The 23,732-nt window shown below is 65.3% G+C and carries 19 protein-coding genes and 1 riboswitch; of the genes, 10 read left to right on the top strand and 9 right to left on the bottom strand.

The window, feature by feature from the left end:
• Positions 1 to 32: 32 nt before the first annotated feature.
• From AB688_RS12720 to AB688_RS12710, 3 genes are all read left to right on the top strand, one after another.
• Positions 33 to 779 carry a hypothetical protein gene (locus tag AB688_RS12720; protein ID WP_054893928.1) on the top strand — a complete coding sequence of 249 codons (747 nt, stop codon included), beginning with the start codon at positions 33 to 35 and terminating at the stop codon, positions 777 to 779.
• A 46-nt stretch (positions 780 to 825) separates the two neighbouring features.
• Entirely contained in the window at positions 826 to 2,106 is a 1,281-nt protein-coding gene (locus tag AB688_RS12715; protein WP_054893927.1) for a transporter, read from the top strand.
• 145 nt (positions 2,107 to 2,251) lie between these two features.
• On the top strand, positions 2,252 to 4,447 hold the full coding sequence (locus tag AB688_RS12710) for an LTA synthase family protein (RefSeq protein WP_414155797.1): 2,196 nt from the start codon (positions 2,252 to 2,254) through the stop codon (positions 4,445 to 4,447).
• A gap of 86 nt (positions 4,448 to 4,533) precedes the next feature.
• On the opposite strand, the gene AB688_RS12705 is transcribed toward AB688_RS12710, so the two are convergent.
• On the bottom strand, positions 4,534 to 5,859 hold the full coding sequence (locus tag AB688_RS12705) for a sigma-54 dependent transcriptional regulator (RefSeq protein ID WP_054893925.1): 1,326 nt from the start codon (positions 5,857 to 5,859) through the stop codon (positions 4,534 to 4,536).
• Positions 5,860 to 6,191: 332 nt separating this feature from the next.
• On the opposite strand from AB688_RS12705, the gene AB688_RS12700 reads away from it, so the two are divergent.
• A complete protein-coding gene (locus tag AB688_RS12700; protein ID WP_054893924.1) occupies positions 6,192 to 6,461 on the top strand; it encodes a hypothetical protein in 270 nt (89 codons plus the stop codon).
• 102 nt (positions 6,462 to 6,563) lie between these two features.
• On the opposite strand, the gene AB688_RS12695 is transcribed toward AB688_RS12700, so the two are convergent.
• From AB688_RS12695 to AB688_RS12675, 5 genes are all read right to left on the bottom strand, one after another.
• Positions 6,564 to 7,178, bottom strand: coding sequence for a vWA domain-containing protein (locus tag AB688_RS12695; RefSeq protein WP_054893923.1), 615 nt, complete (start codon positions 7,176 to 7,178; stop codon positions 6,564 to 6,566).
• Positions 7,179 to 7,231: 53 nt separating this feature from the next.
• Positions 7,232 to 8,230 carry an ATP-binding protein gene (locus tag AB688_RS12690; protein WP_063544470.1) on the bottom strand — a complete coding sequence of 333 codons (999 nt, stop codon included), beginning with the start codon at positions 8,228 to 8,230 and terminating at the stop codon, positions 7,232 to 7,234.
• A gap of 1 nt (position 8,231) precedes the next feature.
• Positions 8,232 to 11,981, bottom strand: coding sequence for a cobaltochelatase subunit CobN (cobN, locus tag AB688_RS12685; RefSeq protein WP_063544468.1), 3,750 nt, complete (start codon positions 11,979 to 11,981; stop codon positions 8,232 to 8,234).
• A 3-nt stretch (positions 11,982 to 11,984) separates the two neighbouring features.
• Positions 11,985 to 13,052, bottom strand: a complete 1,068-nt coding sequence (cobW, locus tag AB688_RS12680; protein ID WP_054893920.1) for a cobalamin biosynthesis protein CobW — start codon at positions 13,050 to 13,052, stop codon at positions 11,985 to 11,987.
• A gap of 98 nt (positions 13,053 to 13,150) precedes the next feature.
• Positions 13,151 to 13,349: riboswitch (cobalamin riboswitch) on the bottom strand.
• Positions 13,350 to 13,394: 45 nt separating this feature from the next.
• Positions 13,395 to 14,276 (bottom strand): LysR substrate-binding domain-containing protein, encoded by an 882-nt coding sequence (locus AB688_RS12675; protein ID WP_063544466.1) that lies wholly within the window; start codon positions 14,274 to 14,276, stop codon positions 13,395 to 13,397.
• 163 nt (positions 14,277 to 14,439) lie between these two features.
• Between AB688_RS12675 and AB688_RS12670 the strand changes: the two genes are divergently transcribed.
• Positions 14,440 to 15,087 (top strand): ankyrin repeat domain-containing protein, encoded by a 648-nt coding sequence (locus tag AB688_RS12670; protein ID WP_063544464.1) that lies wholly within the window; start codon positions 14,440 to 14,442, stop codon positions 15,085 to 15,087.
• Between the two features lie 114 nt (positions 15,088 to 15,201).
• Here the strand turns inward: AB688_RS12670 and pobA are convergent, their stop codons facing one another.
• Positions 15,202 to 16,389, bottom strand: a complete 1,188-nt coding sequence (pobA, locus tag AB688_RS12665; protein ID WP_063544462.1) for a 4-hydroxybenzoate 3-monooxygenase — start codon at positions 16,387 to 16,389, stop codon at positions 15,202 to 15,204.
• Between the two features lie 165 nt (positions 16,390 to 16,554).
• On the opposite strand from pobA, the gene AB688_RS12660 reads away from it, so the two are divergent.
• The 5 genes from AB688_RS12660 to AB688_RS12640 all read left to right on the top strand — a co-directional run bounded on the left by AB688_RS12660 (position 16,555) and on the right by AB688_RS12640 (position 20,764).
• Positions 16,555 to 17,439, top strand: a complete 885-nt coding sequence (locus tag AB688_RS12660; RefSeq protein WP_063544460.1) for a helix-turn-helix domain-containing protein — start codon at positions 16,555 to 16,557, stop codon at positions 17,437 to 17,439.
• Positions 17,440 to 17,492: 53 nt separating this feature from the next.
• Entirely contained in the window at positions 17,493 to 17,885 is a 393-nt protein-coding gene (locus AB688_RS12655; protein ID WP_054893249.1) for a MerR family transcriptional regulator, read from the top strand.
• 20 nt (positions 17,886 to 17,905) lie between these two features.
• A complete protein-coding gene (locus AB688_RS12650; RefSeq protein ID WP_063544458.1) occupies positions 17,906 to 18,805 on the top strand; it encodes a hydroxymethylglutaryl-CoA lyase in 900 nt (299 codons plus the stop codon).
• Positions 18,806 to 18,925: 120 nt separating this feature from the next.
• Positions 18,926 to 19,834: a LysR family transcriptional regulator gene (locus AB688_RS12645; protein ID WP_063544456.1), complete on the top strand. Its 909-nt coding sequence runs from the start codon at positions 18,926 to 18,928 to the stop codon at positions 19,832 to 19,834.
• A gap of 135 nt (positions 19,835 to 19,969) precedes the next feature.
• Positions 19,970 to 20,764, top strand: a complete 795-nt coding sequence (locus AB688_RS12640; RefSeq protein ID WP_063544454.1) for a class II aldolase/adducin family protein — start codon at positions 19,970 to 19,972, stop codon at positions 20,762 to 20,764.
• 39 nt (positions 20,765 to 20,803) lie between these two features.
• Here the strand turns inward: AB688_RS12640 and AB688_RS12635 are convergent, their stop codons facing one another.
• Together AB688_RS12635 and AB688_RS12630 are read right to left on the bottom strand one after the other, a co-directional pair.
• Entirely contained in the window at positions 20,804 to 22,264 is a 1,461-nt protein-coding gene (locus AB688_RS12635) for an aspartate/glutamate racemase family protein (RefSeq protein ID WP_063544452.1), read from the bottom strand.
• Positions 22,265 to 22,277: 13 nt separating this feature from the next.
• On the bottom strand, positions 22,278 to 23,561 hold the full coding sequence (locus AB688_RS12630) for a dicarboxylate/amino acid:cation symporter (protein ID WP_063544450.1): 1,284 nt from the start codon (positions 23,559 to 23,561) through the stop codon (positions 22,278 to 22,280).
• Positions 23,562 to 23,732: the final 171 nt, after the last annotated feature.

Below are 23,732 nucleotides of genomic sequence, written 5' to 3'. Positions count from 1 at the left end.
TTACAAGGGGCACGAAGTCCCGGGGAGCAGCGATGAAGACTACCACCTGGCTGGTCGCAGCATGCCTGGCTGCCAGCCTCCCCGCCCACGCCCAGGTGTTCAAGCCCATCGAGGTCAAGGACCAGGAGCTTGCCCAACTGCGTGGGAAGTACGTGATGCCGGGACGGATCATCAGTTTCGGTGTCGTCATGAGCAGCACCTGGCAGAACGCCGCCGGTGATCGCATCGGCGCCACGACGACCCTGCAGGTCCAGCAGAACGTGATCAAACCGCAGTTCTACGTGTCGATGACCGGCGAGAACGGCTCGGGCAACGCCCCTGGCCGCGGCAATGGCCTGGTCAACGGCGGCGCAGGCCTTGTCAACACTACCCAGGGCGTGACCCAGTCGGTGCGCGCGGCCGGCGACAACAACAGCGCCTATAACGATGTCGCCATCAATGTTCGCGAGGCCAGCCAGGTCGCTGATGCCGGCGTACCGCAAGGCCAGGTCCTGGCCGCAGGCACCACCCTCAGCACCAGCAACAACGCCGGCACGCTCAGCGTCTCGAACAGTGGCAGCGGGATCCAGATGGCCATCCAGGCCAACAACAATCAAGGGCAAAGCCTGCAACGCCTGGCCGATGGTGGGCTGCTCCAGGCCACCACCTTGCTGGGCGGCAGCAACGCGGTCAGCAACCTGACACAGCTCAATGTGGTGCTGCGCGACAACCTGCCTTCGGCAGGAGCGCTGAATTGCAATCTTGATCAACTCAAGGGCCTTCGTGTTTCAGGATATTGATCTACGCTTCGTCTCAATCATCGTAGTTGGAAGGGACGGCTAACTTATGCATCGATCGTTGTCATTGGGGGCAGTTGTCTGCCTGGGGACCTTGGTACCATCGTCACTGCTCTACGCAGCCAGTGACCCTCAGGTAGACGCGCTGAAAGCCGAACTGGCTGCGCTCAAGCAGCGCTACGAAGCGCAGCAACAGGCGCTGATGGTGCTCGAACAGCGCGTTCGCCAGGTCGAAGAGCAGCCCGCCGCCCCACCCCCCAAACGCCTGACCCGCTCGCCGGCCTCCGAGCCGCGAAACAACCAGGCGATCGCCGCATCCGGCGGCAGCGGTTCATCCTATGGCGAGTCGCTCAAGGATGATTCGGAGCCGGCACAGAGTGTGTCCAACCTCTACGACGAAGCCAGTGGCTTCTTCGGTGGCGGCAAGTTCAGCGTCGAGACCGGCATTACCTATGCCCGCTACGACACCCGCCAACTGATCCTCAACGGCTTCCTGGCGCTGGACTCGATCTTCCTGGGCAATATCAACCTGGACCGGATCAAGGCCGACAACTGGACGCTCGACCTCACCGCGCGCTACAACCTCGACAACCGCTGGCAGTTCGACGTCAACGTGCCGATCGTCTACCGCGAGTCGACCTACCAGTCCGGGGGTGTCGGCGGTAACGCCCAGGGCATTTCCGAACGCACCATCACCCGCGACCCAACCCTTGGCGACGTCAACTTCGGCGTCGCCTACAAGTTCCTCGACGAGTCGGAGAACACCCCGGATGCGGTGTTCAGCGTGCGGGTCAAGGCACCGACCGGCAAGGATCCGTTCGGTATCAAGCTGCTGCGCGACACCGAGAACGACAGCCTCAGCTACCCAGAAGACCTGCCCACCGGCAACGGTGTCTGGTCGATCACCCCAGGTATCTCGCTGGTCAAGACCTTCGACCCGGCAGTGCTGTTCGGCAGCCTGTCGTACACCCACACCTTCGAGGATTCGTTCAGCGACGTCAGCTCGACGATCAACCAGAAAGTACCGGGCAAGGTGAAGATCGGCGACAGCTTCCAGATCGGTGCAGGCGTGGCCTTCGCCCTCAACGAAAAGATGTCGATGTCGTTCTCGGTCTCGGACCTGATCGCCCGGCGCTCGCGGATCAAGTCCGCAGAAACCGGCGACAGCTGGGCCGACGTCAAGAGCAGCGATGCCAACGCCGCCTACTTCAACGTCGGCATGACCCTCGCGGCCACCGACAACCTGACCATCGTGCCGAACCTGTCGATCGGCCTGACCGACGATGCACCGGACTTCACCTTCAGCCTGAAATTCCCCTACTACTTCTGATCCATCCAGCCCGGGGGCGCCTCGCGCCCCTGCACTTCAATTGGTAACCAACCTTGTCGCGTCCGGCCTTCCCGTGAGGGGGCTGTTATGATGCATCACATTTTTGTGACTGTTTCATGGCAAGGAAGGACGTTTCGTGAAAAACATGCTTGGCCATCCCCGCGCTCGGCTCGCCACCCTGGCAGTGCTGGTCGTGGTGATCCCCCTGGCTGCCCGCGCACTGCTGGGTTGGTCCGATCCGCTGGGGTACCTGTCGGACCTGGCGATCGGCATCCTGCTGGTACTGCTGTTGCAGCGCAGCCCCTGGTGGCTGGCGCTGCCGGTGCTGCTGGCCTGGGGTGGGCTGCTGGTGGCTTCGGCCGAGCTGGTCAGTGCGGTCGGGCGCCTGCCGAACAGCAGCGATCTGGGCTATCTGTTCGACCCACAGTTCATGGAAAACTCCACCGGCGGAGCCCTTGCTCACCCCTGGCTGCCCTGGACCCTCGGTGCCGGCCTTTTCGTCTGGCTGCTGACCCGCTGGCTGCAGCGCGGCCAATCCGCCCCGGCGTTGCCACGTGCGGCCTGGGCCGCCCCTGCAGTACTGCTCGCCGCGCACTGGGGCAGCGAGCACCTGATACCTTCCGACGCCGACCAGTGGCGTCAGTACAATCTCTCCCATCAACTGCTCTCGGCAGGCACCAGCGACCTGCAACTCAAGGCACAGGCCTGGCTGGGCCACGACCTGACGGTCACACCGCTGCCCAGCGCCGGCCTGACCCAGGCCGACCTCGACGGCCGCAGGCTATTCGAAGCCCCCGGCAGCGCACGCAACCTGCTGGTCATTACCCTCGAAGGGATCCCCGGCGCCTATGTGCGCGCCAACCGGCAAGCCCTGCACAGCCGTTTCGATGACGACCTGATGCCCAACCTCAGCCGCTGGGCCGAACGCGGCATGAACACCCCCGATTATGTCCTGCACACCCATCAGACCATTCGTGGCCTGTACGCCATGCTCTGCGGCGATTACGACAAGCTCGCCAACGGCACGCCCAAGGGTGTCGAGCTGCTGACCCAGGACCTGCGCAACCAGGCCTGCCTGCCCGCACAACTGCGCCAGGCCGGCTTCAGCACCCACTACCTGCAGGGCGCCGGCCTGCGCTTCATGGCCAAGGACCGAATCATGCCGCACATCGGCTTCGACTCGGTGCACGGCCTTGAGTGGTTCCGCAACGACAACTACCTCGAGTTCCCCTGGGGCAAGGACGACAAGGCCTTCTTCGAGGGCGCGCTGGGCTATGTCGGTGAGCTGCGCAAACAGCGCCAGCCGTGGATGCTGACCCTGCTCACGGTCGGCACCCACCAGCCCTACTCCGCACCAGACGATTACCTGCAACGCTACGACAGCGCCAAACAGGCGGCGGTCGCCTACCTGGACGACGCCCTGGGCGCGTTCCTCGATGCCCTGGAGCGCCAGGGCGTGCTCAAGGACACCTTGGTGGTCATCACTTCGGACGAGTCCCACGGCATCGACGGTGTGCGCCTGGCCTCGTCCTGGGGCTTCAACCTCACCCTCGCGCCCGAACAGGCACAGTTGCCGAAGATCAAGCCCGGCACCTACGGCCATGTCGACCTTGCCACTTCGCTGCTCGACTACTTCGCGCTGCCGATTCCCGCCGCCCTGGCCGGTCGCTCGCTGTACCGCGACTACGACAGCGGCCGGGAAATGATCTCTTTCACCAACGGCATGCTGCGCTACCACGATGGCCGCGGCACCTTCAGCGAATGCGACTTCCAGCAACGCTGCCGACGCTACGCAAGCGAGGGATTCATCGCCGACCAGGCGCAGTTCCTCGGCCGCGGCGAAGCCCCACTGGGGCGCCAGATCACAGCGCTGGCCGGCGTGCTGGACGGGTCGTTGCTGCAAACCCCGTTGAACCTGCGCTACCAGTTCGGCGGGCCGTCGGCCATTCCTCTGCACAAGCGCATTCGTGACGACTGGGCCGACAATCTGATCGGCGCGCAGTACCTGGAAATGCCCCAAGGCTCGCACACCCGCGTGCGGGTCAAGGTGCGCTCGCTCGACCCTGCCCACCGGGCGCACATCCAGCTCAAGGCCAAGCAGCAGGAACAGGACGTACCGCTGGGGTTGCCCGAGGAGATCCTGGTCACGGCCGACCAGCCGATGGAGCTGGAGTTCGGCTTCGACAACCCCATCGAGCGCAAGGCGTTCTCCTTCCACCTGCTCGGCTATGGCGGGGGTGAAGTGGAAGTCAGCGATTTCAGCGTGATCACCGCCCTGCCGGGAGAAGAGGACGTGATCGAGGAAATACAGGACGACGGCCACATCGCGCAGTCGAGTTGAATCAAAAGTGGGCGTGATCCGTGCCAGGCATCGCGGTGTCTTTTTCGCGGGCAAGTCGGAGCGCCGAACCGCCGCTCCTGAAGGATTCAGCGGATCTGATGCTTGTGCAGCAAGCGGTAGAAGGTCGGTCGGGAAACCCCCAGCACCTTCGCCGCGATGCTCATGTTGTCACTGTGGCGGTTGAGCACATCGCACAGCGCCTGGCGTTCAGCCCGGTGCTTGTAGTCCTCCAGCGTCCCTAGCGGCGCCTCGGCTTCCTCCAGCACCTGCAACCCCAGGTCCTGCGCCTCGATCTGCCGTCCCTCGGCCAGCACCAGTCCGCGACGTACACGGTTGGCCAGTTCGCGTACGTTGCCCGGCCACTCGTGGCGCCCCATGGCCGCCAGGGCATTGTCGCTGAACGAACGCGGCCGTCGCCCGGTTTCCAGGCTGTAGAAATGCGAGAAATGGCTGGCCAGCATCGACAGGTCACCGTGGCGGTCGCGCAGAGGCGCAGTCACCACTTGCAGAACATTGAGCCGGTAGTACAGGTCTTCACGAAACCTGCCACGCTCGATCGCCTGCTCCAGGTCCACGTGGGTCGCCGCCAGCACCCGCGCATCCACCGGAATCGGCTGGCTACCGCCGACGCGCTCGATGTGCTTTTCCTGCAGAAAACGCAGCAGATTGGCCTGCAACTCCAGAGGCAGGTCGCCAATCTCGTCGAGGAACAGCGTACCGCCGTGCGCCGCCTCGATACGCCCGACCTTGCGTTGATGCGCGCCGGTAAAAGCGCCTTTCTCGTGGCCAAACAGCTCGGACTGGATCAGATGTTCGGGGATGGCCCCGCAATTGATCGCAATGAAGGGCTTGTCATGCCGCTGCGACTGACGATGCAGCGTACGCGCCACCAGCTCCTTGCCGGTGCCGCTCTCGCCACGGATCAGTACGGGCGACTCGGTCGGCGCCAGCTTGCCGAGCAGCTTGCGTAACTCGCGGATGGGTCGGCTCTCGCCGAGCAGTTCGTGCTCGGGCTCATCGACCCGCACTGCCCCCTTGCCACGCAGGCGCGCCATGCCGAACGCCCGCCCGAGGGTGACCTGCACCCGGGAAACATCGAATGGCAGGGTATGGAAGTCAAAAAACCACTCACAGACGAAATCGCCGACGTTCTGCATGCGCAACTCTTCGGCGCTGAGCACGGCGATCCATTCGGTATTGCTGCGCTTGATCAGATCCTTGACGGCATCCTGGTGACGCAGGTGCGAGGCCTGCAATCGCAACAGGCCGACGTCACAAGGATGTTCGAGCGCAGCACCCAGGGTGCAACTGCGCACATCCCAACCGGCGCCCCGCAGGCCCGGCAGTAGACGGTGGCAATCGTCGCAGGGGTCGACAATCAGCAGACGGCGTTGGGATGCAGGTTCAAGCATGACCTATCCTTGGCGCCAATTTTCAGTTTTTTAATTAGAAACAGTAAGTTGCGGCGCCCGAATTAACAGTAGCAACGAACCTGACGGTGCCCACTACCGTTTGTCTGCCAAATGCCGTCACACAAAGCGAACCTGGAATTTTTGCCAATAACCGGCGTCACAGGCGGCACATACAACGGATAACTTTTACCGTTATAAAAAAATTTTCGACTGCCATGTGACTTCACCCACGACCCGGAGCATCAGTACCAATAACCCCGCGCTGCAATCGTTCATTTCTTTACCCGCGCGGACACACATTTGCTGTTTGGGACTACAAGAGAGACCGAACCATGAATGCCCCGCTCCGTGTCAACGAAGCACTGCTGATCGCCGACCACGCCTTCGAACCCTTCCAGTGCGTTGCCTGGGATGCACCCAACGGTACTGGTGAACTGAGCCTGGCAGTGATCGACCGGACCAGCACCCGCATCGGCAGCAAGCAGGTATCCTCGCGCATCTATTCGGACCCTGCACAATGGGCCAGCCTGATCGAGGAAGTCCGCGCCGAGCTGTTCGAAAAAGGCTACGACCTGCAACCCTGGTCCATGCCCAAGGCATAACTTGCCGACGCACAGGTGCGCGTCTTGTCGCGCACTTGTGCAACTTTCCCCCTGCCGCTTCGGCAACTTTCAGTTTGTGCGACTTATTGTCGCGCGCCCACTTTATTCAACAACGTTGAACTGCTCGACATGCTGGTAATCCGCCTGCAGTTGCGCAGCGAGTTGCCGTGCCCGCCCCAGGCGCACCGGCGCCGTCTCGATATCGACCAGCACGCAGGCACAGGGCATCGGCTGCACAGGCTTCCAGCGTTGCAGGCGCCCGTCGGTCAGCACCAGGCAGCGCTGGACCTCCCCGGGGTGCGCTTTGCCACGGCGCAGCAACCACTGGCGCGCCTCTTCCAGGGCCGCGAGCAACGGCGTGCCGCCTCCTGCCCCGAGCGCACGCAGCCAGGGCTGAAGCGCAGCCGACGCCTTCAGGCCATGACGCTGCCACTGTGGTGTGCTGCCGCTGGCGGTCAGCAACGCCAGGCGCGCACGCTGGCGGTAGGCCTGGTCGAAGAAGGTCTCCAGCAGCCCCTTGGCTTGCGCAAGGGATTGGTGGCGGCGGGTTGACGCCGACGCATCGACGATCACCAACCACAGTTCCGGCGCTTGCCCACGGCGTTGCTGCCAGCACAGGTCCTCGACACGGCGAGGCCGCCCCTTGAGCAGGGTCGGCAGCCAGGCGACCCGACCATCAGCGGCTGCACGGGCGCGTCCACGGCTGGCACCTGTCAGTTTTCCGGCACGGGGCCTGGCATCCGCCGCTGAACCACTTCGTGCGCGGATGCTCAGGGCTTTTTTGCCCAGTTCGGCACCTCACGCCGGGCACCTGCGCTCACCGGTTGTGCCTCCATTGCCCCCCAGTCACCTTGTCCACTCGGGTCTTGCGACTGCTGGCCGCCCTGAGGTGGCGTGTTCGAGCCAGTGGGCGGCTCTGCGCTACGGCGGCGATGGCGCAAGGCAAATTCGGCCACAGCCTCTACATCTTCCTCGCCGATGGCCGCAGCACCGCGCCACGCGGCATGGGCGCGAGCCGCCCGCAACCAGACCAGGTCGGCACGCAGGCCATCGACACCCGCAGCGAAACAACGCTCGGTGATCCAGGCCAGCGCCTGGTCGTCCAGGGCAATGGCCGGCAGGCGCTCACGTGCGTGCTGGCAGCGGTCGCGCAACTGCGCCTGGGCCGTTGCCCACTGCGCGCAGAAGGCCTCGGGGTCGCTGTCGAATGCCAGGCGGCGGCGGATGATCTGCTGACGGTCGTTCGGCTCAGGCGTGCCTTCAAGGGCGATGTTCAAGCCGAAACGGTCGAGCAACTGCGGACGCAGCTCGCCCTCTTCCGGATTCATGGTGCCGATCAGCACGAAACGCGCGGCGTGACGGTGCGAGATACCGTCGCGCTCGACACGGTTGGTGCCGCTGGCCGCCACATCCAGCAGCAGGTCCACCAGCGGGTCGGGCAGCAGGTTGACCTCATCCACATAGAGCACCCCACCGTCCGCCTGGGCCAGCACGCCCGCCGAGAAGCGTGCCTTGCCCTGCCCCAGCGCAGCATCAAGATCCAGAGTACCGACCAGCCGTTCTTCGGTCGCGCCCAGCGGCAGGGTCACGAAGGGGCCTGCGCCGAGCAGATCGGCCAGGCCCCGGGCCAAGGTGCTCTTGGCCATGCCACGCGGACCTTCGATCAGCACACCGCCGATCTTCGGGTCGATGGCGGTCAGGCACAGCGCCAGCTTGAGGTCTTCGGCACCGACCACGGCGGCCAGGGGGAACTGCAGGGGTTCGGTCATTTCAGGCCTCTTCCTCGCCGTCGAGCAACTGCTGCTCGAGGGCCTCGCGGTAATCGCCCGGGGCCTGCCACAGACCGCGCTGCTGGGCTTCCAACAACCGTTCGGTCAGATCGTGCAAGGCGTGCGGGTTATGCTCGCGCATGAATGCTCGGGTCGCCGGATCGAGCACGTAGGCATCGGCCAGCGACTGGTAATGGTGATCGTCGATCAGGTGAGTGGTGGCATCGAAGGCGAACAGGTTGTCGACCGTCGCCGCCAGTTCGAAGGCACCTTTATAGCCGTGACGCTTGACCCCGTCGATCCATTTCGGGTTCAGCGCACGCGCGCGGATCACCCGGTTCAGCTCCTCCTTGAGGGTGCGGATACGCGGGCGATCGACCTGGCTGTGGTCGCCGTGGTAGCTGGCGACCGTGGCGCCGGCCAGGGTTTCGGCAGCTGCGAGCATGCCGCCCTGGAACTGGTAGTAGTCGTTGGAGTCGAGCAGGTCGTGCTCGTGGTTGTCCTGGTTCTGCAACACCGCCTGGACCTGCCCCAGGCGCTGGGCGAACTGGGCCCGTGCCGGCGTGCCTTCATCGGCAGCACCATAGGCATAGCCGCCATGGTTGAGGTAGACCTCGGCCAAGTCGGCGCGCCCCTGCCAGAGGCGTCCGTCGATGGCGTTCTGCACACCCGCGCCATAGGCACCCGGCTTGGCGCCGAACACCCGCCAACCCGCCTGGCGCGAGGCCTGCTCGGCATCGACACCCTGCGCCAGCAGCGCCGCGCGCTCGGCACGCACACGGGCAGCCAGCGGATTGAGGTCGTCCGGCTCATCCAGCGCCGCCACGGCCTGTACCGCCGCGTCGAACAGGCGGATCAGGTTGCCGAAGGCATCGCGGAAGAACCCCGACACGCGCAAGGTTACATCGACCCGCGGGCGATCAAGCAGGCTCAGGGGCAGGATTTCGAAGTCATCGACCCGCTGGCTGCCGGTGGCCCATACCGGCCTCACCCCCATCAGCGCCATGGCCTGGGCGATGTCGTCACCGCCGGTGCGCATGGTCGCCGTACCCCAGACCGACAGCCCGAGCTGACGCAGGTGATCACCATGCTCCTGCAGGTGACGCTCGAGGATCAGGCTGGCCGAGGCAAAGCCCAGGCGCCAGGCGGTGGTGGTGGGCAGGTTGCGCACGTCCACGGTATAGAAGTTGCGTCCGGTGGGCAGCACGTCCAGACGCCCGCGACTGGGTGCGCCGCTGGGGCCTGCCGGCACAAAACGCCCGGCCAGGGCCGCGAGCAGGCCGTCGATCTCGGCGGCGCCACAGGCATCCAGGTTCGGCGCGACTTCGTCGGCGAGTGCCTGCAGCACGGCATGCACCGCCTGCCATTGCGCGGTATCGGGTGCTGCCAGGCGCCCTTCGATCAGGGCCAGGGCGAGCATCTCCAGACGTTCACGGGTATCACCCTGGGTGCGCCACAGCGCAGCATCCAGCGCCTGCAGCAGCTCGGGACGCGGCCCTTGCCAAGCCTGGCCAAGGTCGCAGTCCAGCGGGTCGAACGCCAGTTCCAGAGCACGTGCCAGTGCGCGCAGCAGGCTGGCATTGCCACCGCGGCCGTCACCACGATCGACCCGCAGCAGCGCCAGCAGCGTATCGCTGCGCAGGCGCCCCTGCGGCGACTGACCAAAGACATGCAAGCCATCGCGAATCTGCGACTCTTTCAAGTCGCATAAATAAGTGTCCAGGCGCGGCAGCCAGACAGCCGCGTCGTCCAGTTGCCCTTCGAGCTGCAGGTCACGGTCGATATGGTTGGCCTTGACCAGCTCGAGAATGTCGCGCTGCAGCTCGCGGGCGCGGCGCGGGTCGAGCAGTTGCGCCTCGTAGTATTCGTCGGCCAGCTGCTCCAGATGCCGCAGCGGCCCGTAGGTTTCGGCGCGGGTCAGCGGCGGCATCAGGTGATCGATGATCACCGCCTGGGTGCGGCGCTTGGCCTGGGCACCTTCACCGGGATCGTTGACGATGAACGGGTAGATGTTCGGCAGTGGGCCGAGCAGCGCATCCGGCCAGCACTCGGCGGACAGTCCGACACCCTTGCCGGGCAGCCACTCCAGGTTGCCGTGCTTGCCGACATGGATCAGCGCATCGGCGGCAAAGCCGTTGCGCAACCAGAAATGGAACGCCAGGTAGCCGTGCGGCGGCACCAGGTCCGGGTCGTGATACACCGCGCTCGGGTCTACCTGGTAGCCCCGGGCCGGCTGGATGCCGACGAAGGTCAGGCCGTAGCGCAGCCCGGCGATCATCATCCGGCCGTTGCGGAACATCGGGTCTTGCTCGGGCGAGCCCCAGCGTTCGCGCACCGCCTGCTGGTTGGCCTCGGGCAGGCAGGCGAAGGCCGCCAGGTAGTCGTCCAGGGACAGGCTCTGGGCACAGGGACGCTGGTCGAGGTGGTCCAGGTCGTTGGTCACGCCGCCGAGCAGTTCGTGGATCAGCGCCGTGCCCGTCTGCGGCAGGCCCGCAACCGGGTAGCCCTCGGCCTGCAGGGCATGCAGGATGTTCAGCGCGGCGCCCGGTGTGTCGAGCCCTACGCCATTGCCGATACGCCCGTCGCGGGTCGGATAGTTGGCCAGCACCAGCGCCACACGCTTCTGGGCATTGGGCAGTCGCGCCAGCTCGACCCAGCGCCGCGCCAGTTCGGCGACGAAATCCATGCGTTCGGAATGGGCCTTGTAGCAGACCACATCGGACTGGCTGCGCTCGCTGCGCCAGGCCAGGTCCTTGAAACTGACCGGCCGGGTGATGATGCGCCCGTCCAGCTCCGGCAAGGCGATGTGCATCGCCAGGTCACGCGCGCCCAGGCCCTGCTCGCTGGCTTCCCAGCCGGGCTGGTTGTCCTGGGCGCAGATCGCCTGCAACACCGGCACGTCGCGGCGCAGCGGGCGCAGGTTGGGCCGCTCCGGGCTGGACAAGGCAAAGCCTGTGGTGTTGATCACCACCTCGGCGCCGACCTCGTCGAGCCACGCCTCGACCTGTTCCAGACAGGCCGACTCCTTGAGGCTGGCGACTGCGATCGGCAATGGGTTCAGCCCGGCCGCCTGCAAGCGCTGGCAGAACACATCGATGAACGCGGTGTTGGCGGCCTGCAGGTGCGAGCGGTAGAACAGGATCGGCGCCACCGGATGCTCCGGGTGCCACTCGGGGAACCAGTCTTCAAGCCGCGCACTGGGCTTGCCGGGGTGGTAGACCGTGGTGCGCGGCAGCGGCTGGGGTTCGTCCCAGGCATAGTCGCGCCCCAGCCACTGGCTGGCCAGGCAATTGAACAGGTTGACCGCATTGGCCTTGCCGCCCTGGCGCAGGTAGTGCCAGAGCCGCTCGGCCTGCTCGGTCGGCACCGTGCCCAACTGCGTCAGCTCAGGGTCGGGGCGGTCATCGCCGGGCACCAGGATCAACTGCACGCCACGCGCCGCGAGTTCGACCAACTGTTCTACGCCATAGCGCCAGTAGCCGACACCGCCGTGCAGCGACACCAGGATCACCTTGGCGTGACGCAACACCTCGTCGATGTACAAGTCGACGGAGGCGTGGTTCTGCACTTGCATGGGGTTGGCCAGGCGCAGGCTGGGGAAATCGTCCGGCAACTGCTCGGCGGTTTCGGCGAGCAGTGCCAGGTGAGAGTCGCCGCTGCAGAGAATCACCAGCTCGGCGGGCGTCTGGCCAAGGTCGGCAATGCTGTCGTCCGGCACGAAGCCGCCGGGCTGGGTCCGCAGCAGGTGCATGGATCAGGCGCCCAGGGCCTGGCGCAGGCGCGCTTCCAACTGTGCCGCGTCGAGGTCCTGACCGATCAGCACCAGACGGGTGATGCGCGGCTCGTCGCTGCGCCAGGCGCGGTCGAAGTGCTTGTCGAAGCGCGTGCCCACACCTTGGATCAACAGGCGCATCGGCTTGCCGGGGATCGCGGCAAAACCTTTGGCACGCAGGATGCCGAACTCGGTGACCAGTTGCGTCAGGGCATCGAGCAGCAGGCTTTCGTCCGCTTCAGGCAGGTCGATGGAGATGGAGTCGAAGGCGTCATGATCATGATCGTCATGATCGTCGCCGTCGTGGTGCGAATCGTGGTGGGTGCGACGGCCATCGATATGCACTTCGGACTCGGCCCCTACGCCCAGCAACACATCCAGCGGCAGGCGACCGCTGCTGGCCTCGATCACCTTGACGGCCGGCGGCAGTTCTTCGGCGACTTCGGCGCGGACCTTGGCCAGGCCCTCGGCGTCGATCAGGTCAGCCTTGTTCAGCACCACCAGATCGGCACTGGCCAGCTGGTCGGCGAACAGCTCGTGCAGCGGGGATTCGTGGTCCAGGTTGGGGTCCAGCTTGCGCTGGGCGTCGACCTGGTCCGGGTAGGCGGCGAACGTGCCGGCGGCCACGGCCGGACTGTCGACCACGGTGATCACCGCATCGACGGTGCAGGCATTGCGGATTTCCGGCCACTGGAAGGCTTGCACCAGCGGTTTGGGTAGGGCCAGGCCACTGGTCTCGATGAGAATGTGGTCCAGGTCGCCGCGACGGGCGACCAGCTCACGCATCACCGGGAAGAACTCTTCCTGCACGGTGCAGCACAGGCAGCCGTTGGCCAGCTCATAGACGCGGCCGTTGGCCTCTTCCTCGGTGCAGCCGATGCTGCACTGCTTGAGGATCTCGCCGTCGATACCCAACTCGCCAAACTCGTTGACGATGACCGCGATGCGTCGCCCCTGGGCGTTGTCGAGCATGTGGCGAAGCAAGGTGGTCTTGCCCGAGCCGAGGAAGCCGGTGACGATGGTGACGGGAAGTTTGGCCAGTGTTTTCATGTGGCGATGCCCTTGGCAGCAATGGTGCGGGCATGCGGGACGAAAGCCACGGCCGACCGGCCGGACTCGCTCGCCACCGGATCACCCCGCCCGGTTGAAAGTCGAAAACGTTGCGAGGCAGGTCTCCTGGCTTGCACTGCACGACGTCCAGCCGTCAGGGCGACGCCTTCCCGCGCGTGGGCGCAGTGGCTGTGTCGAACCTGTTCAGTGCTTACAGTTGCGGGGGCAGCCGCGGCTTGTACCGCGTTCCCGTCTTAGCTCCGGCAGCGCCGGAGAACCTCGAAGCGGCAAGGCTACGCAGTGGTGCGCAGGTGGTCAACCGTCTGACGCTGATCGGAGCCTTCAGATGCCATCCCCGGCCAGCAGCTCGGTCAGCACCTGCGCCAGGGCCTTGACCATCACGTCGGCCGTTGGCCGGTGGACGATGACGATCTCGTAGCTGTCCACCTCCGGCAAACCTTGCGCCGCCCCCAGCACCCGGTGCTCGGCGGTGGCCGCGCGCGGCGGCAGCAGGCTCACGCCCATGCCGTCGGCCACCGCGGCCTGGATCCCGGACAAGCTGGAGCTGGTGAAGCTGATTCGCCAACGGCGGCCCATGCCTTCGATGGCATGGATCATGTCTTCGCGGTACAGCCCGCGCGGCGGAAAGGTGACCAAGGGTACCGGGTCAAGCTCGAAGGCCGGCATGCGTACGCTGTCGATCCATTGCAGGCGCTCGGGCCAGCAGGACACGCCCTCGCGGCTGTTGCGCCGCTGCTTGAGCAGCACCAGGTCAAGTTCGCCATTGTCGTAGGCCTGGCTCAGGTCGCGGCACAGACCGCTGGTGACTTCCAGCTTGACCTGCGGGTGCAGGCGGCTGAACGCCGACAGCGCATTGGTGGTTCGCCCGCCGACGAAGTCTTCGGGCACGCCAAGGCGCACGGTCACACCAACCATGGCCCCGGCCAGGGCCTCGAGCATCTGGTCGTTCAGCGCCAGCATGTGCCTGGCATAGCCAAGCAGCGTCTGCCCGGCGTCGGTGGGCAGCACGTCGCGATTGCCACGCACCAGCAGGCGATGGCCGACCATCCCCTCGAGGCGTCGCACCTTCTGGCTGATGGTCGACTGGGTCGAATGCAGGCGCGCTGCAGCCGTGGTGAAGCTGCCGCAATCGGCGACCACGACGATGGCGCGCAACAGGTCGAGGTCGAACAGAGCCCTATTCGGTTTTACGCTGATGGACATGAGGGTATTCGGTTTTCAAATGACGAGCCTGACTTCTAGCATGGCCCTTCACGGCGGGCAACGTTGATGCATTCGGAAATCCACTACCGGTCATCCAGATAATTCGTTTCAGTCGCCGGCAACTTTTTCCCTAGGATGAGGTTTTGCCTCAGGAGCCCCACGCATGCGCCACACCCTCGCCGCCTGCCTGCTGGCCTTCACCTGCCTTGCCGCCCACGCCGAGACCACCTCCATGGATACCCGCCTGCTTTATGCCGCCCAGCGCGGCGATGCACCTGCCATCCGTCGCTTGCTCAAGGAACCGCTGGCGCTCGACAGCCGCGATGGCCAAGGGCGCACGCCCCTGCTGGCGGCGACCCACGGCAACCATATCGACGCGGCCAAAGTGCTGATCGAAGCCGGCGCCGATGTCAACGCCAAGGACAACATCCACGACAGCCCCTACCTGTATGCCGGTGCCCGCGGCCTGAACGAGATCCTGCGCATGACCCTGGCCCACGGCGCCGACCTCGCCAGCACCAACCGCTACGGCGGCACCGCGCTGATCCCCGCGGCCGAGCGTGGTCATGTGGAAACGGTGCAGATACTGATCGACGCGGGCGTGGACGTGAACCACCTCAACCGGTTGCACTGGACCGCCTTGCTGGAGGCAGTGATCCTTGGCGACGGCGGCCCGCGCCATGTGGACATCGTGCGTCGGCTGCTGGCGGCAGGCGCGGACCCGGCGATTGCCGACAAGGACGGCGTGACGGCGCTGGAGCATGCGCGGGCACGCGGGTATGCCGAGATGGTGGCGTTGCTGGAGCGTTGATGAAGCGCTGGCCCGTGCCAAGTGCACCGCGCTGCCTGGCACGGGCTACGCCCGTGTTCGCGGGACAAGCCCGCTCCCACAGGGATTGGGCTGAATAAGGTGTTCGCAAGCCCGCTACTCCACCTCCTCGTACGGCAAGCCCACATAATTCTCGGCAATGTTTACCAGGCCGGCCTCGGACGACAGGAAGTACTCCCGGTCGGCCTCCTGCATCTTCTGGTCCCAGGCATCCTTGTGCTCGCCAAAATCATGCAGCAGCTGGGTCATGAACCAACTGAAACGCTCGCCCTTCCAGACCCGCCGCAGCGCCAGCGGCGAGTAGCGCTCCAGCAGGTCGGTGCGGCCTTCGCGGTAGACCTTGACCAGGATGCGATACAGGTAGTTGACATCCGAGGCTGCCAGGTTCAGGCCCTTGGCCCCGGTCGGTGGCACGATATGCGCCGCATCCCCCACCAGGAACAGGTGCCCGTACTGCATCGGCTCGACCACCAGGCTGCGCAGCGGCGCGATGCTCTTTTCCAGCGCGGGGCCGGTGACCAGGCGCGCGGCGACGTCCTCGGGCAGACGCGCCCTGAGTTCGTCCCAGAAACGCGCATCGGGCCAGTTCTCCACCCGCTCGTCCAGCGGCACCTGCAGGTAGTATCGGCTGCGGGTGGTGGAGCGCTGGCTGCACAACACGAAACCACGATCATGATGCGCATAGATCAGCTCGTGGTTGACCGGCGGGGTATCGGCCAGCAACCCCAGCCAACCAAACGGATAGACCCGCTCGTACTGCTTGAGCACGCCCTGTGGAATGCTCTGGCGCGAAACGCCATGAAAACCGTCGCAACCCGCGATGTAATCGCACTCGACGCGGTGCAACTGGCCGTCCTTCTCGTAGGTCACGTAGGGCCGCTCGTCTTTGAGCCCGTGCGGCTGCACGTTGCTCGCGCCATACACGATCGGCGCCCCGCTCTGCTCGCGGGCCTGCATGAGGTCGCGGGTGACTTCGGTCTGGCCGTACACCATCACCGTCTTGCCGCCGGTCAGGGCCTTGAGGTCCAGGCGCTGGCGGCGCCCTGCCACCAACAGTTCGACACCCTCGTGCACCAGCCCCTCACGGTCCATGCGCGCCGATACCCCGGCCTCGCGCAGCAGGTCAACGGTGCCCTGCTCCAGCACACCGGCGCGGATACGGCCAAGCACGTACTCAGGGGTCTGGCGTTCGAGAATGAGCGTGTCGATGCCCGCCTTGTGCAGCAGTTGACCAAGCAGCAGGCCAGAAGGGCCGGCGCCAATGATTGCAACCTGGGTTTTCATTGTTGTTGTCTCGCCTTGTCGATGCCGTACTGGCGGCAGCCGGCATACGTTATTCGGGTTAGCCCCTGCATTTTTACTGGCGCAAAAAGCTGAAAAGGTGTCATATCCGATGGAAAATCTGCACTTTTCAAAATTCCGTGCGATCAGCGCACAGGTGTCCCGACCATGAAATCCTCCCTTCCCGGCGTACCGCTGTTTCAGCTCTATGGCGAGAACCACGCCTGGCCCGGCACCGATCTGCTGCACTGCGAATCGATCCCCGCACGCAGCCGCCTGCACCACTGGGAGATCAAGCCGCACCAGCATGCCGAACTGTTCCAGTTGCTCTACGTGCAGCGCGGGCACGCGCTGGTGGAAATAGAGGGTCGACGCAGCGAGATCCACGAGGCGGCGATCCAGGTAGTGCCACCGCTGACGGTGCATGGCTTTCGCTTCAGCGCCGACATCCAGGGCCATGTACTGACCTTCGGTACGGCGCTGGTGGCCGACCTCGAGCAACGCCTGGGAGCACCACTGGCGGTGCTGGCATCGGCGGCCTGCTACCCGCTGGGCCGCGACCGCACGCGCCTGCGCGGGCTGATCGACACCTTGCAGCAGGAATACCAGGGCAGCGCACCCGCTCGCGCCGCCATGCTGCAGGCGCTGGTGACCGCCCTGATGGTGTGGATCAGCCGCCGCCAGCAACTGGGCCAGGCACCGCGTAATCGCGACGAGCGCGACCGCCACCTGCTCGGGCACTACCTGCGCCTGGTCGAAGCGCATTACCGCCAGCACCTGTCGGTCGATGAGTTCGCTGCACGCCTGGGCATCACCAGCCTGCAGCTCAACCAGCTGTGCCGCGCGCTGAGCGGGCAGACCGCGCTGCAGGTGATCCACCAGCGCCTGCTGCTTGAAGCGCGGCGCAACCTGACCTACACACGCATGAGCATCGGCCAGTTGTCCGACAGCCTGGGTTTCAGCGATCCCACCTACTTCGCACGCTTCTTCAAGCGCCTCAGCGGCCAGACGCCCAATGCCTACCGACGCAGCGGCACTGCGCAATCACCTTGACGTATACGTCAACCTGCCTTTAGCTTACTCACATTCCACCCCCGAGCCCGAGCATGAGCAGCCAGACCTACAGCATCTCCGACCTGTCCCGCGAGCTGGACATCACCACCCGCGCCATCCGCTTCTACGAGGAGCAGGGTCTGCTGAGCCCCGAGCGTCGCGGCCTGGAGCGCATCTATTCGGCGCGTGACAAGGTGACCCTCAAGCTGATCCTGCGCGGCAAGCGCATCGGCTTCTCGCTGGCCGAATGCCGCGAGCTGATCGAGCTGTACGACCCCAGCGGCGGCAACCTCAAGCAGCTCACCAGCATGCTGGCCAAGATCGCCGAACGCCGCGCGCAACTGGAGCAGCAGATGCTCGATATCCAGCAGATGCACCTGGAGCTGGACACCGCCCAGGAGCGCTGCGAGCAGGCGCTGGCCGCCACCCTGAACAATAACCGCTGATTCGCCACAGGAACCCCGCCATGTCATTGCCCGCACACGTGCGCCTGGTCGAAGTCGGCCCGCGCGACGGCTTGCAGAACGAAGCCCAACCCATCAGCGTCGCCGACAAGGTGCGGCTGGTGGACGACCTCACCGACGCCGGGCTCTCCTACATCGAGGTGGGCAGTTTCGTCTCGCCCAAGTGGGTGCCGCAAATGGCTGGATCGGCCGAGGTGTTTGCCGGTATCCGCCAGCGTGCCGGGGTGACCTACGCAGCCCTGGCGCCGAACTTGCGCGGTTTCGACGATGCACTGGCAGCCGGGGTCAAGGAGGTGGCGGTGTTCGCCGCGGCGTCAGAGGCGTTCTCCCAGCGCAACATCAACTGCTCGATCAGCGAGAGCCTGCAACGCTTCGAACCGATCATGGACGCCGCGCACGAGCACGGTATCCGGGTCCGCGGCTATGTATCCTGCGTGCTCGGCTGCCCTTATGAAGGCAAGGTCAGCGCCGAGCAGGTCGCCCCGGTCGCCCGAGCCCTGCACGACATGGGCTGCTACGAAGTGTCGCTGGGCGACACCATCGGCACCGGCACCGCCGGCGATACCCGACGCCTGTTCGAGGTGGTCTCGGCGCAGGTGCCGCGCGAGCAGCTTGCCGGCCACTTCCACGACACCTACGGCCAGGCCCTGGCCAATGTCTATGCTAGCCTGCTCGAAGGGATCAGCGTGTTCGACAGCTCGGTGGCCGGGCTCGGCGGCTGCCCCTACGCCAAGGGCGCCACAGGCAACATCGCCACCGAAGACGTGCTGTACCTGCTGCAAGGGCTCGGCATCGAGACCGGTATCGACCTGGACAAACTGGTCGCCGCCGGCCAGCGCATCAGCGACGTGCTGGGGCGTGCCAACGGCTCGCGGGTGGCACGGGCCCGCAACGCCCGCTGACGCTCGCCACGGGCGGCGAAGGCCGCCCTGCTTGCCTCGCTCATCGAACTGTGACAATCCCGACCATCAGGATTATGCTCTGCGGGTATGTCCTCCAGTCTCAATATGTGAGCGCCGAATATGAAAATCGATGACATGGACGCCTTCGTGGCCGTCATCCGTTGCCAGTCGACCAACCTTGCCGCCGAAGCGCTGCAACTGACCCAGCCGGCCATCACCCGGCGCGTGCAGAACTTCGAGGAAGACCTCGGCGCCACCTTGCTCGACCGCAACACCAAGCCACTCAAGCCCACGCCCATGGGCCTGCGCGTGTACGAGCAGTGCAAGGCCATCCTGCGTGAAATCGACGCCCTGCGCGAACTGGTGGCCAACGATGGCGCGCCGTCCGGCACCCTGCGCCTGGGCGTGCCGCAGACACTGGGCGACGTGGTGCTGCTCGAGGCCCTGGCGCAGATCCGCCAGGCCTACCCTGAGCTGCGCACCCAGGTCACCAGCGGCTGGGGCAGCAGCCTGATCGCGCGCATGGAAAACGGCGAGCTGGATGCCGCTGCGGCCCTCTTCCCACCGGGCAAGATCTTCCCCGAGGGCATCGCCAGCCATTCCATCACGCGTATGCCGTTGCGGGTGGTCGCGGCCAAGGGCAGCGCCGGCAAGCGCAGCTACAAGTTGCGCGACTGCTATACCCGCGGCTGGGTGCTCAACCCCGATGGTTGCGGCTTTCGCGCCGGGCTGCAGCGCGCATTGAGCGAACAGGGGTTGTCACTGTCGATCAACCTCGAAACCTTCGGCACTGAGTTGCAACTGGGGCTGGTCGCCAACGGCCAGGGCCTGGGCCTGGTGCCCGAACCGCTGTTGCTTGCCAGTCGCCATCGAGACCTGCTGGACATCGTCAACGTCAGCGATTTCAAGCCGCAAGTCGACCTGTGGCTATTCCATCCACGCTACCTGGGCAACCTCCAGGAGCCGGTGGAGCTGTTCGGCGCCGTGGCAGGCACCCGCCTGAACAGCGCAGCGAGCCGACCCGGCTAAATGATCACCTTGCATAAAAACAAAAAAGATAATTCTTAAAACGAATAATTAGCATAGAACCAAAAAGACTTTTACAGCGTTGCGCCAGACGCCTACGGTCCTGTTCACACCGTACTGCTTGCACTGGAGCACCGCATGAGTTCACTGTCCGTCGTACCTCCCAGCCAGGAGGCCGTGCGCCTACGGGTCAGCGCCGAGGAATGGGAGGTGCGGGTCAAGCTCGCCGCCGCCTATCGCCTGGCGGCCCTGTTCCGCTGGACCGATCACATCTACACGCACTTCTCGGCACGGGTTCCCGGCCCGGACGAGCACTTCCTGATCAACGCCTTCGGCCTGCTGTTCGACGAAATCACCGCGTCGAACCTGGTCAAGGTGGATGTCGACGGCACGATCATCGACGACCCGCTGGGCCTGGGCATCAACCAGGCCGGCTACGTCATCCACAGCGCGATCCATCGCGCCCGCCCCGACCTCAAGGCCGTATTGCACACCCACACCCGCGATGGCGCGGCGGTGTCTGCCCAGCGTGACGGCCTGCTGCCGGTCTCCCAGCATGCGTTGGCCTATTACAGCCGCGTGGTGTATCACGACTACGAGGGCGTCGCGCTGGACCTGGATGAACAGCAGCGCCTGGTGGCCAACCTGGGGCAAAGCAATATCCTGATCCTGCGCAATCACGGCTTGCTCACCGGCGGCATCAGCGTCGAGCATGCCTTCCGTGAGCTGCACGGCCTGGAGCGCGCCTGCAACATCCAGATCGCCGCCCAGGCCGGTGGCAACGACCAGCTGCAGTACGCCTCCCCGGCGGCGATTGCCAAGGTGCATGAGCAGTCGAAGCGCTTTTCCGACGGGCTTGGCGAAGGGATCCAGCGGCACTGGGATGCGTTGATCCGGCAACTGGATCGCGAGGGGCGCGATTACCAAAACTGACCACAGCACCTCCTGCGGCAGCGGGCATGCCCGCTGCGCTTACCTCAGCCCTCGCGCCAACGCCACGCAGCGGCGCGCCAGCACATCGGTCGGGTCCACCAGTGCCACCTGTACCCCGTCGATGGGGAAGCCATCGGCCTGGGCCAGAATCAACGGCAATTCGGTACAACCCAGGATCAACACCCGCGCGCCCTGCCCGACCAGTTGCCCGGCGCCTGCCAGCAGGTCATCCCGACACTGCCCTTCGGTAAACCCCGCCTTGACGCCTTCCTCACCATAGATCGCACGCATCACCCGCGCCTGCGCCGCATCGTCCGGCACCAGCAGCGACAGGCCGACGCGTTCGGCCGCCGCGTGATAGACCCCACTCTGCAACGTGCCCGAGGTCGCCAGCAGCCCCACCCGCACCTCACGACCATAGCGGTGCAGAATGAAATCGATGGTCTCGCTCAGCATGTTGACGATCGGCACCGCCAGATGCTCCTGGATCCGCTCGACATAGGCATGCGCGGTGTTGCACGGGATCGCGATGGCATCGGCGCCCTCCTCTTCCAGGCGGCGACAGGTCGCGTACATCGCCACGGTCGGGTCGGCCTCCTGGCGCAGCAGGTTGGCGGTGCGATCGGGAATCTGCGGGTTCTGTTCGACCACCATCCTGATATGGTCCTGGTCACGCCCGGCCGGGGTGTTCTTCACTACCTTGCCCATGAAGTCCACGGTCGCCGCCGGCCCCACGCCACCGACGATCCCCAGCTTGAACGGCGCAAGGCTGGGCAGCGAGTCGGTGGCGCTGGCGAAATCGGCATACACCTGGTTGGCATCGACGCAGTGAATGCCACGGCGCATCAGCTCCGGCACCAGCAACGACAGCTCGGTCATGCCCGGCAGCAACAGCGTCGCGCCCTGGCCCTCGAGCTCCAGGCAAACCTGATGCAGCAGCTCCAGCGCCACCCCATCCAGATGTCCGGCCTTGATGCCTGCAGGCCCGTACACCGCCTCCATCAACGCCGCCTGCTGCACCGGCGAGGGATGGATCAGTTCGTAGTCGTCGGCAAGATGCCGCTCGAACAACCCCGAAGCGCGCACATAGTCCGAAGCCAGCACGCCCAGGCGCGCACCGGGCGGGGCGATGTGCGCCACATGGGCCTTGAGCGCCGCCATCAGGTCGACGATGGCGATCTGCAGCTCGGCGCGCAGTTCGTCGATGAAGGTATGACTGGCGAAGCACGGCACCAGCACGGCGTCGGCACCGCTGTCGGCATAGCCCTGGCAGACCTGGAACACGTAGAGCTTGCGCGAGGTCATGCTCGCGCCCGCGCTGAGCGGCAACGCCAGGTCCTTGAACGGGTGCTGCTCGAACAGCAGGTGGTAGCGGCCCTGTTCGGCCAGCAGGGGCTGGCTCTTGAGCAGCTTGAGGAACAGGTCGCCACCGGCCAGCGAGCCGAGGCCGCCGATGATGCCGAGAGTGCGCGCGTTGGCGGTCTTGCGTGGGCTTTTCATGGGACGGTCCGGATCAGGCGTGGGTGGCAGGTTTCAGCGCAGGTTCGACAGGCGTCGGGGCATCCTCATGGCGCCGTTCGAGGTCGGCGATCACCGCCGTGGCGATGCTGTTGCCCACCACGTTGGTCGCGGTACGGCCCATGTCGAGGAACTGGTCGATCGCCAGGATCAGCAACAGCCCGGCCTCGGGCAGGTGGAACATCGGCAGCGTGGCCGCGACCACCACCACCGAGGCCCGCGCCACCCCGGCCATGCCCTTGCTGGTGACCATCAGGGTCAACAGGATCAGCACTTGCTGGGTGAAGCTCAGCTCGATGTTGTAGGCCTGGGCGATGAACATGATCGCGAAGGCCTGGTACATCATCGAGCCGTCGAGGTTGAAGGAGTAGCCCAGCGGCAGGACGAAGCTCGACACGCGCTTGGGTGCACCGAATTTCTCCAGCGCATCGATGGTCTTGGGGTAGGCCGATTCGCTGCTCGCAGTGGAGAACGCCAGCAGCACCGGCTCGCGGATCAGCTTGCCCAGGGTGAACACCGGGCGCCCGAGGAAACCGTAGCCCACCGCGAACAGCGCCAGCCACAGCAGCAGGATGCCCAGGTAGAACTGGCCGATCAGCTTGCCATAGTCGAACAGCAGGCCGATGCCCTGGGTGGTGACGGCAGCGGCCAGCGCGGCGAAGACGCCGGCCGGAGCGAACATCATCACGTAGTCGGTGATGCGGAACATCACCTTGGCCAGCTCGTCCACCAGCTCGCCGATGCGGGTGTTGCCTCGTTGCTTGACGAACGCCAGCGCCAGCCCGAAGAACAGCGAGAACACCACGATCTGCAGGATCTCGTTGTTGGCCATGGCTTCGGCGATGCTGCGCGGGAACACATGGCTGATGAAGGTCTTGAGGCTGAAGTCCCCGGCGTTGACCGCCACCGAGCTCACTGCCTGGCCCGACTCCACGCTCAGGTTCAGGTGGGCGCCAGGCTGGAACAGGTTCACCAGCAGCATGCCCAGGGCCAGGGAGAACACCGAGGCGCTGACGAACCAGATCATCGAGCGCAGGCCGATGCGCCCCACCGAACCGGAATTGCCCAGGCTGCTGATCCCTGCGACCAGGGTGGCGAACACCAGGGGGGCGATGATCATCTTGATCATGCGCAGGAAGATATCGGTGACCAGGCTGAAGTAACCGGCAATCTGCTTGGCGGCGTCCGCGGAGCCTGCGTAGGTGTTGCACAGCCAGCCGACGACGATGCCGAGCAGGATCGCCACGGCGATGTAACGGGGTAGTTTCTTGTTATTCATCTCGACCTCTGTCTGTCGAATGCGGGAGGGACAGCAACAGGCTACGACGCACGGCCGGGGCAGTTGATGAGGATGCGCGATGGGTTCATGCGTAATTCGCATAGTTGTCGAATGGCGGTGAATTCGCGGCGAAGCGAGGATAAAATCCGGCATTGAACCGCCCCACTAACC

Origin of the sequence: Pseudomonas putida, from assembly GCF_001636055.1 — a bacterium.
GTDB classification, from domain to species: domain Bacteria; phylum Pseudomonadota; class Gammaproteobacteria; order Pseudomonadales; family Pseudomonadaceae; genus Aquipseudomonas; species Aquipseudomonas machongensis.
This window is presented reverse-complemented; position numbering and strand designations above follow the sequence as displayed.

Bases quoted from the DNA above. Each gene is read 5' to 3' on its own strand.
- cobW (WP_054893920.1), bottom strand. From the start codon at position 13,052: ATGAAAACACTGGCCAAACTTCCCGTCACCATCGTCACCGGCTTCCTC.
- AB688_RS12700 (WP_054893924.1), top strand. From the start codon at position 6,192: ATGAATGCCCCGCTCCGTGTCAACGAAGCACTGCTGATCGCCGACCAC.
- cobN (WP_063544468.1), bottom strand. From the start codon at position 11,981: ATGCACCTGCTGCGGACCCAGCCCGGCGGCTTCGTGCCGGACGACAGC.
- AB688_RS12660 (WP_063544460.1), top strand. From the start codon at position 16,555: ATGAAATCCTCCCTTCCCGGCGTACCGCTGTTTCAGCTCTATGGCGAG.
- AB688_RS12655 (WP_054893249.1), top strand. From the start codon at position 17,493: ATGAGCAGCCAGACCTACAGCATCTCCGACCTGTCCCGCGAGCTGGAC.
- AB688_RS12715 (WP_054893927.1), top strand. From the start codon at position 826: ATGCATCGATCGTTGTCATTGGGGGCAGTTGTCTGCCTGGGGACCTTG.
- pobA (WP_063544462.1), bottom strand. From the start codon at position 16,389: ATGAAAACCCAGGTTGCAATCATTGGCGCCGGCCCTTCTGGCCTGCTG.
- AB688_RS12720 (WP_054893928.1), top strand. From the start codon at position 33: ATGAAGACTACCACCTGGCTGGTCGCAGCATGCCTGGCTGCCAGCCTC.
- AB688_RS12645 (WP_063544456.1), top strand. From the start codon at position 18,926: ATGAAAATCGATGACATGGACGCCTTCGTGGCCGTCATCCGTTGCCAG.
- AB688_RS12690 (WP_063544470.1), bottom strand. From the start codon at position 8,230: ATGACCGAACCCCTGCAGTTCCCCCTGGCCGCCGTGGTCGGTGCCGAA.
- AB688_RS12640 (WP_063544454.1), top strand. From the start codon at position 19,970: ATGAGTTCACTGTCCGTCGTACCTCCCAGCCAGGAGGCCGTGCGCCTA.
- AB688_RS12710 (WP_414155797.1), top strand. From the start codon at position 2,252: ATGCTTGGCCATCCCCGCGCTCGGCTCGCCACCCTGGCAGTGCTGGTC.
- AB688_RS12670 (WP_063544464.1), top strand. From the start codon at position 14,440: ATGCGCCACACCCTCGCCGCCTGCCTGCTGGCCTTCACCTGCCTTGCC.
- AB688_RS12705 (WP_054893925.1), bottom strand. From the start codon at position 5,859: ATGCTTGAACCTGCATCCCAACGCCGTCTGCTGATTGTCGACCCCTGC.
- AB688_RS12630 (WP_063544450.1), bottom strand. From the start codon at position 23,561: ATGAATAACAAGAAACTACCCCGTTACATCGCCGTGGCGATCCTGCTC.
- AB688_RS12675 (WP_063544466.1), bottom strand. From the start codon at position 14,276: ATGTCCATCAGCGTAAAACCGAATAGGGCTCTGTTCGACCTCGACCTG.
- AB688_RS12650 (WP_063544458.1), top strand. From the start codon at position 17,906: ATGTCATTGCCCGCACACGTGCGCCTGGTCGAAGTCGGCCCGCGCGAC.
- AB688_RS12635 (WP_063544452.1), bottom strand. From the start codon at position 22,264: ATGAAAAGCCCACGCAAGACCGCCAACGCGCGCACTCTCGGCATCATC.